This is a genomic window from Pseudomonas sp. GW821-FHT10C09, from assembly GCF_059415465.1.
Map to the genome: position 1 here is coordinate 1 of NZ_JBWKNG010000037.1, position 12,720 is coordinate 12,720.

Annotated in this window: 12 protein-coding genes; all 12 read right to left on the reverse strand. The window is 59.4% G+C overall.

From position 1 onward, the window contains the following. Positions 1–294 precede the first annotated feature (294 nt). Positions 295–1,158, reverse strand: a complete 864-nt coding sequence (locus AC07N8_RS27755; protein ID WP_123436343.1) for a transporter substrate-binding domain-containing protein — start codon at positions 1,156–1,158, stop codon at positions 295–297. Beyond that, entirely contained in the window at positions 1,155–1,937 is a 783-nt protein-coding gene (locus AC07N8_RS27760; RefSeq protein WP_493146914.1) for an amino acid ABC transporter ATP-binding protein, read from the reverse strand. The genes AC07N8_RS27755 and AC07N8_RS27760 overlap by 4 nt, the downstream gene beginning before the upstream one ends. After that, entirely contained in the window at positions 1,934–2,593 is a 660-nt protein-coding gene (locus tag AC07N8_RS27765; RefSeq protein WP_493146912.1) for an amino acid ABC transporter permease, read from the reverse strand. The genes AC07N8_RS27760 and AC07N8_RS27765 overlap by 4 nt, the downstream gene beginning before the upstream one ends. Continuing rightward, positions 2,574–3,239 (reverse strand): amino acid ABC transporter permease, encoded by a 666-nt coding sequence (locus AC07N8_RS27770; RefSeq protein ID WP_403139343.1) that lies wholly within the window; start codon positions 3,237–3,239, stop codon positions 2,574–2,576. Before AC07N8_RS27770 ends, AC07N8_RS27765 begins: the two co-directional genes overlap by 20 nt. Positions 3,240–3,872: 633 nt before the next feature. Continuing rightward, complete coding sequence (locus AC07N8_RS27775; RefSeq protein WP_027922262.1) at positions 3,873–4,655, reverse strand: MetQ/NlpA family ABC transporter substrate-binding protein; 783 nt, start codon at positions 4,653–4,655, stop codon at positions 3,873–3,875. A gap of 156 nt (positions 4,656–4,811) precedes the next feature. Further along, positions 4,812–5,747 carry a sigma 54-interacting transcriptional regulator gene (locus AC07N8_RS27780; protein WP_493146909.1) on the reverse strand — a complete coding sequence of 312 codons (936 nt, stop codon included), beginning with the start codon at positions 5,745–5,747 and terminating at the stop codon, positions 4,812–4,814. A gap of 59 nt (positions 5,748–5,806) precedes the next feature. Then, positions 5,807–6,388 (reverse strand): alpha/beta hydrolase, encoded by a 582-nt coding sequence (locus AC07N8_RS27785; RefSeq protein WP_483840877.1) that lies wholly within the window; start codon positions 6,386–6,388, stop codon positions 5,807–5,809. Positions 6,389–6,672: 284 nt separating this feature from the next. Continuing rightward, on the reverse strand, positions 6,673–7,074 hold the full coding sequence (locus AC07N8_RS27790) for an ExbD/TolR family protein (protein ID WP_259498175.1): 402 nt from the start codon (positions 7,072–7,074) through the stop codon (positions 6,673–6,675). Position 7,075: 1 nt separating this feature from the next. Further along, positions 7,076–7,801, reverse strand: coding sequence for a MotA/TolQ/ExbB proton channel family protein (locus tag AC07N8_RS27795; protein ID WP_493146907.1), 726 nt, complete (start codon positions 7,799–7,801; stop codon positions 7,076–7,078). Positions 7,802–7,845: 44 nt separating this feature from the next. Continuing rightward, positions 7,846–8,649, reverse strand: coding sequence for an energy transducer TonB (locus AC07N8_RS27800; protein ID WP_493146906.1), 804 nt, complete (start codon positions 8,647–8,649; stop codon positions 7,846–7,848). A gap of 273 nt (positions 8,650–8,922) precedes the next feature. After that, complete coding sequence (locus AC07N8_RS27805) at positions 8,923–10,266, reverse strand: aryl-sulfate sulfotransferase (RefSeq protein ID WP_493146903.1); 1,344 nt, start codon at positions 10,264–10,266, stop codon at positions 8,923–8,925. A gap of 23 nt (positions 10,267–10,289) precedes the next feature. Continuing rightward, positions 10,290–12,650 (reverse strand): TonB-dependent receptor, encoded by a 2,361-nt coding sequence (locus AC07N8_RS27810; protein WP_493146899.1) that lies wholly within the window; start codon positions 12,648–12,650, stop codon positions 10,290–10,292. Positions 12,651–12,720 lie beyond the last annotated feature (70 nt).

Consider the following 12,720-nt stretch of genomic DNA (forward strand, 5'->3'; position numbering starts at 1 on the left):
TCCGATGCCAGAGGTCTGGCATCGGATTTTCGATGAAGCCTTGCTGAGACTCAAATACTTAAGTGAACAGCATTACGGCCAGACCGGGATTGTCGGGCAGAGGATGCTGGATGAGCCGGCGTGGAACTGGCCGGATTAAGACTTATGATCACTCCCTGTGGCAAGGGAGCTTGACTGTGGCGAGGGGGCTTGCCCCCGTTCGGCTGCGTAGCAGGCGCAAAAATTTGGGGCCGCTTCGCGACCCAACGGGGGCAAGCCCCCTCGCCACAGGTGGGAATGACCATCAGGCTGGAATCACCCCTGCCACTTCCCACCTTCGACAATCACGCTCTCAGGCTTGGTGTCATCGCTCAGTTCCTTGCGCACGTACTGGTCGTACAGCTTGAGCAAATACTTCTCCTCTCCCAGCTTCGCCAACTCGGCATTCACCCAGTCACGCAACTCGATATTGCCCTTCTTCACCGCTGGCGCAATCGGTGCCTCGGCGCCCAGGGTCTGGCTCAACACGCGATAGCCCGGGTTCTGTTTGGCCCAGCTGAACAGCACCAGATTGTCCTGCGCATACGCATCACCGCGACCATTGGCCAGGGCTTGCAGCGATTCGGAGTTTTTCTCGAATTTCAGCAGCTTCCAGTCCGGGTGGTTTTTGGTCAGCCAGATATCCGCCGTCGTACCGGTAGTGACGATGGTCGTGCGCGTGGCCAGGTCGTCGAGGTTTTTCACCGTGCTGGCTTGTGGCACCAAGGCCTGTACCGCGACTTTGAGGTTCGGGTTGGTGAATTCCACCGCCTCCTTGCGCTCCGGGGTGACGGTCATGTTGGCCAGGATCAGATCGACCTTGTCGCTTTGCAGGAACGGAATCCGGCTGGCCGGCTCCACCGCGACGAACTCGACTTTGTTTTCATCGCCCAACAAATCCTTGGCAAATTGACGGCCGATGTCGGTATCGAAACCGACGTAGCGCCCGGCTTCGTTGACGAAGCCGAACGGTGGTTTGTCGGTAAACACGCCAACGATCAGCTTGTCCCGGGCCTTGATTTTTTCCAGGTAGCTGGCGGTTGCGGCAGGCTTGGCCGGTTCTTCGGTTTTGTTGCAACCGGCCAGCAACGCGAGGCCGAGCAGCGGGAGTAGCAGCAGTGAAGCCTTGGCAGTTTTCATAGCAGTTCCAGTTCCTTTGTGTGAGTCGTTTGGGGTAGTGCGGCGACGTAGGAGAACTTCTCCAGGAACTGCTGCGCTCGTGCGGTTTGCGGGTTCGTAAAGAAAATCTCGGGAGGGTTTTGTTCAAGGATTCGCCCGCCATCCATGAACACGATGCGGTCCGCCACAGCACGGGCGAAGGCCATTTCGTGGGTGACAATCAACAGGGTCATGCCGTCGCGGGCCAGGCCTTGTATGACTTCCAGCACCTCCTTGACCATTTCCGGGTCAAGGGCGGCCGTGACTTCATCGAAAAGCATCACTTGGGGGTTCATGCACAAGGAGCGGACGATGGCGATGCGTTGCTGCTGGCCACCGGAGAGCTGGCGCGGGAACGCATCGCGCTTGTCCGAAAGGCCCACACGCGCCAGCAAGGCTTCGGCCTGGTCACGGGCCTCACGGCGATCACGCTTCTGCACTTTCAGTGGGCCGAGCAGCAGGTTGTCGAGCACGTTCATGTGCGGAAACAGGTGATAGCTCTGGAACACCATGCCGATCTGCTGGCGGACTTCGCGCCAGTCGGTGCCCTTGTCCAGCAGTTCTCGGCCGGCAAAATTCAGGCTGCCGCTGTGCGCGACTTCCAGGCCATTGAGGCAACGCAGCAAGGTACTTTTACCGCAACCGCTGGGGCCGAGGATGACGATCACTTCGCCCGTTTTCACTTGCAGGTCGATACCGCTCAGCACCTGCTGTTCGCCGAAAAACTTGTTGAAACCCTTGAACTCGATCAATGCGCTCATGCGTGTGTCCAGCGCCGTTCCAGCACACGCGAGGCGGCCGAAAGCGGGTAGCAAATGAGAAAGAAAAACAGGAACAGGGCGCCGTAGATCAGCACCGATTCGTAAGTGCGCTCGATGATTTGCTGGCCGACCTTGATCACGTCCACCACACCGATCAACACCGCCAGGGAGCTGGTCTTGATGATGCGCGTGTAGACGTTGAGGGTCGGCGGGGTCATGCGTTTCAGCGCTTGCGGCAGCAGCACATAGCCGTAGAGTTGCGGGCCACTCAAACCAATCGACTCCCCGGCTTCACGCTGCCCGCGCGGCAATGAATGCAACGCGCCGCGCACCACTTCGCCGACTTCGCTGGCGCCCCACAGCGACAACACCAACACCGCGCACCAGAAGCTCGGAAGGCTCAGGCCGAAGAAAATCGGCAGGCCAAAGAACAGCAAATACAGCCAGACCAGCACCGGGATCGCCCGGAACAATTCCAGGTACACCCGCAGGATTGCGTTCAGCCACTTCGAATTCAGCGTGCGCAACACGCCGTAGAGCACGCCGCCGACGGTGCTGATGGCGATGCTCAGAAACGAGATCGACAAGGTTTGCGCGGCGCCCTTGCCCAGTTGCGGCAACGACACCCAGAGTAATTCAAGACCCGAACTGGCCATGCTGGAGCCTCCTTTCCAGTCGGCTGAGCAGCAGCGACAGCGGCAAAAACAACAGCACGCAAATCAGCGTCAACACGGCGAGCATTTCGTAGGTTTTGTAATACAGCGCGATGTAGCTTTTGGTGGTGTAGAGAATTTCCGGCACCGCTACCGCCGAGACCACGGTGGTTTCCTTGAGCAGGAAAATGAAATTGGCGAACAGCGAGGGCAGGCTGAGAATGCCGGCCTGCGGCAGGATCACGTAACGCAGCAACTGACCGTGAGACAGGCCAATGGAACGACCCGATTCAAGTTGCGCCGCAGGGACCGCGTCCACACCGGCGCGCAGCACTTCGGTGAGGTAGGCGCCGCCGAGAAAGGTCATGGTGATGATCGCCGCGGCAAACCCCGACACCTTGATGCCCAGCGCCGGCAAGGCGAAATAGACGAAGAACAACTGGATCAGCAACGGCGTGTTCCGCGCCAGTTCGACGTAGAGCCCGACCAGCCGTTGCAGGTAAGGCGTGCGGAACACCAGAATCGTTGCGTTGATCAGCGCCACCAGTAGCGAGGTGCCGATGGCGATAAAACCAACCTGCAGCGTCACGCCCACGGCCTTGAGAAACGCCGGCAGGGTGCTGAGGATAAATGCGTAATCGAAGTTCATTGAAGATCCTGGACGCCGCTCGGTAAGCGACGGTGGCGCAGTCCATGGGCCGTGGATAACGACCCGGCGGATACCGACTTTAAAGGTATAAAAACAAGAATTTAAATACCGTTAAAGCATATTGATATCACGCAAAAAACTATCCGCTGATTTGCTGTCGCAACAGATGACGACTATTTTCCTTTGCGCTGTAGGAGGGATCTTTTTTTCGAAATGCCCCTCCAAGGACGGACAGCTTTTGGCCAGACTCCCTCGGCCGAACCCTCACAAGGAAGAGAAAATGGCTAACGTAAAAGTGCCAGAGCGACTGGATCCGCAGGACATCGTGAAGTTATTGGTGGCGTTGCGCCGGGCGTTGAAGGCTGGGGTGGCCTGATTCTCCAGAGCGCACAGATTCACCTGTGGCGAGGGAGCTTGCTCCCGCTCGGCTGCGCAGCAGTCGCAAACCAGTCAACGCGGTGCGCCTGAAGAAACGCATGTGTCGGTCTTTAGGGTCGCTTCGCAACCCAGCGGGAGCAAGCTCCCTCGCCACAGAGACCTCATTTGCCAAAAATTGTATGCGCACACAAAAACGCCGACGCTTTATCAGCCGTCGGCGTTTGAAACCTTGAAGGGTTTTGTTGCTGCGTCGAATCAGAACGCTGGCAGAACTGCGCCGCTGTACTTCTTCTCGATGAAGGCTTTCACTTCAGGGCTGGTCAATGCCTTGGCCAGTTTCTGGATGGCAACGCTGTCCTTGTTGTCCGGACGAGCCACCAGGAAGTTCACGTAAGGCGAATCTGCACCTTCGATTACCAGTGCGTCTTTAGCCGGGTTCAGACCCGCTTCCAGCGCGTAGTTGGTGTTGATCATGTCCAGGTCGACCTGATCCAGCACACGCGGCAGCATGGCCGATTCCAGTTCCTTGAACTTGAAGTTGTGCGGGTTCTTGGCGATGTCTTTCGGCGTAGCCAGTGCGTTTTTCGGGTCTTTCAGCTCGATCAGGCCAGCCTTTTGCAGCAGGATCAGGGCACGGCCGCTGTTGCTGCCTTCGTTAGGGATGGCAATGGTCGCGCCATCTTTGAGCTCAGCCAGGGTTTTGACTTTCTTCGAGTAGCCGCCGAACGGTTCGACGTGCACACCGATCACGGTTACCAGGTTGGTGCCTTTGCCTTCGTTGAAGCTTTTCAGGTACGGCAGGGTCTGGAAGTAGTTGGCGTCCAGACGCTTCTGGTCAACCTGTACGTTTGGCTGAACGTAGTCGGTGAAGACTTTGATTTCCAGGTCCACGCCTTCTTTGGCGAGGGTTGGCTTGATCAGCTCAAGAATCTCGGCGTGTGGAATCGGGGTCGCCGCAACTACCAGTTTCTCGCCAGCCTGGGCCAGGCCAGCAGTCAGGGCAGCCGCCAATGCGGTGAACAACAGAACCTTTTTCATGCAGTGTCCTTATCGAAAATCTCGGTCGTCATCGACGACGGCTAAATACAAGTGCCAGTGAAGTGCTATCGCTGGCGTGAAGCGGACAATACCGGGATTTTTTATTCCCGAACAATATCTTTTATTCACTTTCATATTCCATTTTGTTCATACAGATCATTCCAGCGTCTGCGTCAGGCTTTCCAGCAAACGCTTGAGCGCGGAACGTTCCGTGGCAGTGCCGTTTTTGATCAACTGAACCGCCTGCTGCTCGATCTGCGCCAGTGATACGGGCGTCTCCAGCAAATTCAGATGGTCGGGCAAAATCTCGTCGCCGGTGCTCACCAGCAACGCGAAATGAATGACATTTTCCAGCTCCCGGGTATTGCCCGGCCAACTGTGGCGCTCCAGCACCAGTTGCGCGGCCTCGCTGATCAGCGGTACCGGCAGGTCGAGGCGATGGCTGTAGATGCCGAGGAAGTACTCGGCCAACGGCAAAATATCGCCCACGCGGTCACGCAATGCCGGCAACTCCAACTGACCTTCACTGAGGTAGTGATAAAGCCGCTCATGAAATTTCCCGGCGGCCACTGCCTGGGCCAGATCAATGCTGGTGGCGGCGACCAGACGCACGTCGACGGGACTCGGTTGATGAGCGCCAACCCGGGTGACTTCGTGATTCTCAAGTGCTGACAGCAATTTGATCTGGATTGGCAGCGGCAAATCGCCGATCTCATCCAGATAGAGCGTGCCGCCATTGGCCGATCCGAACCACCCGGCGCGGCTGCTGGCCGATCCGGTGTAGCTGCCGGCGGCATAACCGAACAATTCGGCATCGGCGTAGGTCGGGCTGATCGCGCCGCAATTGACCGAAACGAACAACCCGCCGCGATCACTGGCGCGATGGATATGCCGCGCCAGCAATTCCTTGCCCGTACCGGTTTCACCGCGGATGAGCACCGAAATCGAACGCGGCGCCAATAGCTCCAGGTCCTTGCGCAACTGTCGTGAGCGTGGATCGACAAACACCAACGCCTTTGCGCGAATGCTCAGGGGACTTTTTTCTGCATCGGGGAAGGTCAGCAGCGGCTGACCGAAGTGTTCAAAGCTCATGGCAGACTCCCGCCCAAAACCGCCGGGAGACGGGGGGCGATTCTAAAAGAAGAAAAGGTTCAAGCGCGGCGCAGGGCGTGATGTTCCATGCGGTTCTGCAAGCGATAGAGGTAGGCAAAACCCTGCTCCCAGCGCTGGTGACCGGACTTCACATTGATGTGCCCGGCACCCGACAAAATCCCCGACTCGGCACCCCAATTACGCGCCAGTTCAAGGGCTCGCGGCGCACTCACGGCGCTGTCGTTATCGGAACTGACGACCTGGCTCGGGAATGGCAGCAGGTCGGTGGGAATCGGTGCGAAGTTACGCAACGCCGGCGCGCACGCCGGGCGCTCGACATCCGCAGGCGCGACCAGCAAGGCACCGCGCACCTGACGCAGAAACTGTACGGGCGCAGCGGCGGCCCAATGGGCGACGGTGATGCAACCCAGGCTGTGAGCGATCAGGATCACCGGCGTGCTGTCGGCGGCAATCGCCTCGGCCAGCGCCGCGACCCAGTCTTCACGACGTGGAGTCAGCCAATCGGCCTGCTCCACCCGCGCGCTGTTCGGCAGGCTGTTCTGCCAGTGGCTTTGCCAATGATCTTCCGGCGATCCTTGCCAGCCCGGCACAATCAGATAGCGAATTGATTCGTTGCGCATGGGGGAGCTCTCCTGCTGCGTGTCTGTTCCTGATCGAGTATAGGGAGAGGATTTATATTCGTTAAGGAATAAGAAGCTATTTATTAAGACCTATATCGAATATGAACACGATCTACTGTGGGAGCGAGCCTGCTCGCGAAGAGGGCCTCACATTCAACATTGATGTCGCCTGACACTCCGCCTTCGCGAGCAGGCTCGCTCCCACAGGGGATTGGGGTTACTGCCGCGGAATAAAAAAAGGGCCGCACCCTGCCAAGGAGACGGCCCCGGAAAACTGAAATCTGTCAGCGCGCGGTGATCACCGATAATTTGGTAATCCCGGCCCGCTCAATCGACGCCATCGCTCGCGCCACCTCGCCATAATTCACCCCGTCATCGGCCTGCAATTGCACGCGCACCTCCGGGTCCTTGGCTTTCGCCGCTTGCAGCTTGAACTCCAGCACATCCGGCTGGATTTCATCCTTGTTGATGAACAGCTTGCCGGCGCCGTCGATGCTCACCACCAGCGGGTCTTTCTGCTCCACCGGCGCCACGGCTTCGGTCTTGGGCAGGTTGATCGGAATCGCGTTGGTCAGCAGCGGCGCGGTGACGATGAACACCACGAGCAGCACCAGCATCACGTCCACCAGTGGTGTTACGTTGATCTCGCTCAGCACCTCATCGCTGTCTTGCGTGGAGAAGGCCATATCAGGACGCCTCCTTCACTTTTTGCGTGTTGCCCGAGGTTGCAACCTTGTGCGCCGTCGGGTGGATCAATACGCGGAACGAACTCTTCTGCGCCAGGCTGTAGAAGTCATGGGCGAAGTCATCCAGGTCCGCCGCCGTCAGTTTCAACCGACGCAAAAAGTAGTTGTAAACCAGCACTGCCGGCACCGCGACGGCGATCCCCACGCCCGTCGCCACCAAGGCCGCGCCAATCGGCCCCGCCACCGTTTCAAGGCTCGCAGAGCCCGCTGCGCTGATGCCTTTCAACGCTTCCATGATTCCCCACACCGTGCCGAACAAACCAATGAACGGCGAGGTGCTGCCGATACTCGCGACCACCGCCAGACCGGTTTCCAGCGAGCGACGTTCACGCACAATCTGCTGTCGCAACGCACGCTCCAGTCGATCCTGATGGTTGATCGCCTGGCTCAAATCATTCGCCTGTGGCGCCTCGCCGACCTGGATCGCCGCATAGCCGGCCTGTGCCACCCGGGCCGCCGCGCCGGGCTGTGTCTCGCTCAACTCGGCCGCTGAATCCAGACTCGAAGCGGCCCAGAATTGCTTGTGAAATTTACGGTCCTGCGCCTTGAGACGGCCGAACTGCACACCCTTGAGCAATGCCAGGCCCCACGTGGCGACGGAAAAAACCACCAGCAGCCAGATCACCGCGCTTTCGATGGATTCAAGTGGAGATGCCAATAACGTCATGATGAATTCCTCGTGTAAACGTTTCGCGCTAAATAGGTTTCGGTTTAATGAATCTTGAAATCGATGGGCACGCTGACCCAGCCTTCCTGGGCGACATCACCTTGTTTGGCCGGCACGAAACTCCAACGCTTCACGGCGTTCAGCGCTGCCTCGTCGAGGGCATCGCGACCGCTGCTTTTCTGGATCTGGATCTCGCCGGGTTTGCCATTGGCGAGCACATGCACGCGCAGCAACACCGTGCCTTCCCAACCGCGACGCTGCGCCAGTGACGGGTATTCCGGCGCCGGGTTTTTCAGGTACGCGGCACTGGCCGAGGCCGGTGTGACCGGTGCGGGCGCCGGGGGTGCAGGCGGCGCGGCGACCGGGGCTGCCGGTTGTGGCGGCGCCGGCGGTTGCTCGACGGCTTTGGGCGCCGGTTTCGGCACGGGTTTGGCGACCGGTTTGGGTTTAGGAATCGGTTTGGGTGGCGGCGGCTTCACCGCCAGTTCGTCTTCCACCGGAGGCGGCGGTTCGACCACCGGTTGAACCGGCTGCGGCGGTGGAGGCTCGACCACGGGTGGCGCCGGGCGCGAGAACTGGATGGTCATCGGCGGAATCTCCGGCGGCACAATCGGCAGCGCTTTCACCGGCTGCTGATTCACCCAATAAATCACCGCGCCATGCACCAGCAGCGCCAATACACCGAGCAGGATCGCTTCGCGTCGACTCAGAATGCCCTTGGGCGTGCGCTGCAAACGCAGCTGGCCCAAGGGCACGCGGTGCGGCCGGCCGAGGTCGACCAACTCACCACTCGGTGCCTGGCGCCACAGCACCTCATGTGCGCTGGCAGCGGTCTGGACATTGCCCATTGTTTAACTCCCTGCGGTCTCTTTGCGATCACCCGAAACGCCGTGCCTGACATCCCCCGCACGACGTGTCGATGGGTGAATCATTGGCGTTGACGCTTATCTCTTAAAGTAATCTTTGAAGTTATGTTTAGACTCGAAACGAATATGCAAAACACCCGTTTCTCGCCAGGCCCCGCCGTTCAAGGGCTGTGGCGCGGCGGCGAAAAACCCATGCTTTGACGGCATCCAAAGTATTCATCGCAGGCATGGTTTTTCGCCGTTTTTGCCCGGGTTTCAGCGGCTGGCGCTGGTTTGCCGGGCGCTCACAGCGGGCGCAATCACCGCCGTTTCCGCGCGCGGCGTCCCCTGCGGCACCCAGTCATAACTCACCGGCAATGCGCGATAGACCCAGTTGCTGATGGCATCGCTGCCCGGCGCTTTTCCGAGGTAAGGACTGACGTATTCCCAAACGTTTTCACCGCTCGCCGTCACCTGGAAGAACCGCCCGTTCATGCCTTCGTCGATCAATGTGTTGCCATTGGGCAAACGTCGCGCACTGCTGATGAACGAGCTGTAGAACGCCCAACCCGGCTGCTTCGAATTGGCTGCGCTGTACTGCCAGACGACCTGGTTTTTCACCGGGTCGATCTCCAGCACCCGCGAGCCGCTGATCAACCCGAGCGTGACCGATGGATACCCGGCCGAACCCTGGTTATCGAACACCAGCAAATTGCCCGCGCCGGGCAGGCCTGCGGGAATGATGTGAGCGTCATGCTGCCCGACGAACTGATCCACCGGACGTGGCAGTTTCTGCGCGGTTTTCGGATCGATCAGCGGCAGATTCGGGCCAAGACGCCAGACAACCTTGCCACTGCTCTTGTCGATGATTGCGATGAAATTAGCGTTGCGCGAGTCGAGTAGCAGGTTGTCCGGGTTGAAGCGTTTGTCGCCGGCATCGAACCACTTGTTCGGGCCAACGAGGCTGAGGTTGTTGATGTGCAGGTAGTCCGGGTTATCGCTGGCGTACACCAACTTCAGTTGCTCAGGCGTGAAGCCGAATTCACCCAGGTGCTCGGACGCCAGCCATTGCCATTTCACCTCACCTTTGGCGCTGACTTCGTAGATTGCGTCGTCGATCACCTCGGGGACTTTGAAGCCCTCGACCTTGTGCACTTTGTTCGCCAACACCACGGTGTTGCCGTTACTCAGGCGTCGCTGATCATGGTGCTGTTGCGCAGCGCCACCGGGTGCCTTGTCGCCCCACTGCCAGACGACTTTGCCGTTCCAGTCCAGTTCGCCGACGCTCTGATTGCCCAGACCGTTGCCGGCAGAACCGAGTTTGCCGGGGTCCTTGTCACTCAGTTGCAGCAGCACGTGACCGCGCTCGCCGCCGACCAGTTTCGGGTCGATGACAGCTGACGGGAAACCCGCCTGCGGCCAGGTTTTCACCTCGTTGCCATTCATGTCGATCAGGTGCGTCTGTTTGTCCGCGCCGCTGAAAATCACGTACTGATTAAAGGCCTTGGCCGGGTCATAACGGGTCACACCCGTGGGGTAAACGCTCGGCGCCGCGAACGCGCCGGCACTGATCACCGCACTGGACAGCAACACCGGTAAAGCCGTTTTGATGCTCATCATGTTGACGCTCCTTGAATGACGAATCAGAAGTCGTAGCGACCGGTCAGGCCCAGGGTTCGTGGCGTGCCGAGCAAGCCTTCATAACCACCGTTGGAGGCGGTCCACAGGGTCGTGTAATAGGTTTTGTCGAAGGCGTTTTTCAGCCACAGCGAGACGTCCCACTGGCCTTGGTTGAAATCACCGCGCAGGCCGGTGGACAGGTTGACGACGGCGTAGCTCGGGATCTGCCCGAAGTCGGAATCCTCAACCGTGCCCACTGCTTTTGAACGGAAGGCATAGCTGCCGGTGACGTATTCTTCGAGGCCGTTACTGAGGTTCCATTTGTATTCGCCGTTGGCGTTGCCGATCCATTTCGAGGCACCGACCACCTGATGACCGCTCAAGTCGCAAGAGGCAGGTGCGCCGGGGGCCAGGCTGACTTCCGGTGGGCACGGCGCATCTTTGTACGAGAGGTAGCTGACGTCGTTGTAGGAGCCGTTGATGTTCAGCGTCAGGCCCCGCAACGGGATCACCGTGCTTTCAAATTCCACGCCGCGTGAGCGAACGGAACCGGCGTTGGTCAGGTATTGCACACGGTTGACGTCGTCGTAGGCATTGGTCTGGTAGGCGTTGACCTGGGTCCAGAAGACGTTGGCGTTGAGTTGCAGGCGTCGGTCCCAGAGGGTGCTTTTGAAACCGAGTTCGGCGTTGTTGGCGCGCTCGGTGCCGATCAGCAACGAGTCGGCGCCAGCGACGGGCGCGGAGCCGACGCCGAGGTTCACGCCGCCCGATTTCTCGCCGTGAGACAGGGTGGCGTAACCGAGCAAGTCTTCAGTGAAGTGGTAGCTGAGGTTCAGCAGACCGGAAGGACTGGAGCTGTACTGATTCAGATCGCCGGAGTCGTAAGCGCCAGCGCGACCGCGCCGGGCGGTGGCCGCCGCGCCGGTCACTGCTGCGCCGCCCAGCGGTGCATCGCGAGTCACCCAGGCATTTTTCTCTTCATAGGTGCCACGCAGGCCAGCGGTGAAGTCCAGTCGTTGGGTGAGGTGCCAGGTGCCTTGGGCAAACAGGGCGAAGCTGTTGGTTTCGATATGGCCATTGCCGACGCTGTCGACGTTGGCCAGTGCACCGCGTGGCGTGCCGTTCCAGATGTCCGCTTGCGGGCCGTAATAAGAAAATGATTTGTTGTCCAGGTCGGAACCGAAATAGTAGGCGCCGACCACGTAGTCAAAGAATTCGCCCTTGGGCGAGGCCAGACGAAATTCCTGGGAATACTGCTTATCCTCCACCGAGACACCCGCGTTGAACGACGCCGGCACGTTCAGGCCATCGTCGTTGCGCGGGGTGAAATTCCACCAGCGATAGGAGCTGATGGAGGTCAGGGTAAAGTCGCTCGGCAAGGTCCAATTGGCCTCGACCGAAGTGCCACCCTGATGCACGGTGACGTGCTGGTCATTGTCCAGATTGACCTTGCGGTGCGGGCCGTTGACCAGTGTCGCGCCAGCGGCGTTGGCCCGAGCCTGATAGAGGTTGACGCCATTGATGGTCGGCCCGGTGTTGAACAGCACGCGGGTCCCGGCACTGGAATCTTCTTCGTTGTAATCACCGATCCAGCGCAGGTTGAACGACTCATTCGGTTTGAACAGCAACTGCCCACGGAAGCCTTCGCGCGAACCGCCATTCAATTCATGGCCGTTGAATTCGTTCTTGATGTCGCCGTCACTGCGGGTGCGATACGCCGAAAATCGCCCGGCGAGCTCATCGTTCAACGGGCCGGAAATGGTGCCCTTGGTCTGGAAATAACCGTCCTCGCCCACCGAAGTTTCGATGCTGCGTTCAGGGGTAAACGTCGGCGCGCGGGTATTGATGTTGATCACGCCCGCCGTGGTGTTTTTGCCGAACAGCGTGCCCTGCGGACCGCGCAGGACTTCAAGCTGTTCAATGTCCATCAGGTCGAACACCGCCATGCCCGGCCGACCGAGGTAAACGTTGTCGATGTAGAGGCCGACACTGCCTTCCAGACCATCGCTCGCCGGGTTGTTGCCCAGGCCACGGATCGACACGCTGGACTGCCGCGCATGCATGTAGGCGACGTTGACGCTGGGCACCAGTTGCTGCAAATCCTGGATGCGATAGACCCGTTGGGTTTCCAGCACCTGGCCGCTGACCACGCTCATTGGCGTCGGCACATCCTGCGAACTTTCCTCGCGGCGGCGGGTGGTGACGGTCACGGTTTCCAGTTGCGAACTGTCGGCTGTGGCTTTGCCCGCGGGGGCCGGTGAGGGGGTCGTGGTATCGGCCGCATAACCTTGGGTCCAACTGGCGCTCCCCGCCAGCAACAGGGCCAGGGGCAGGCGTTTGAGCCGTCGGGGTGTCAGGGGTGAAGCGAGGTTCAACGGACTCATAAAACGGCTCCTGATCAAAAAACACACAGCGGCTATTCAGCGATGCATATTCTTAAAAGTTATTTATTTA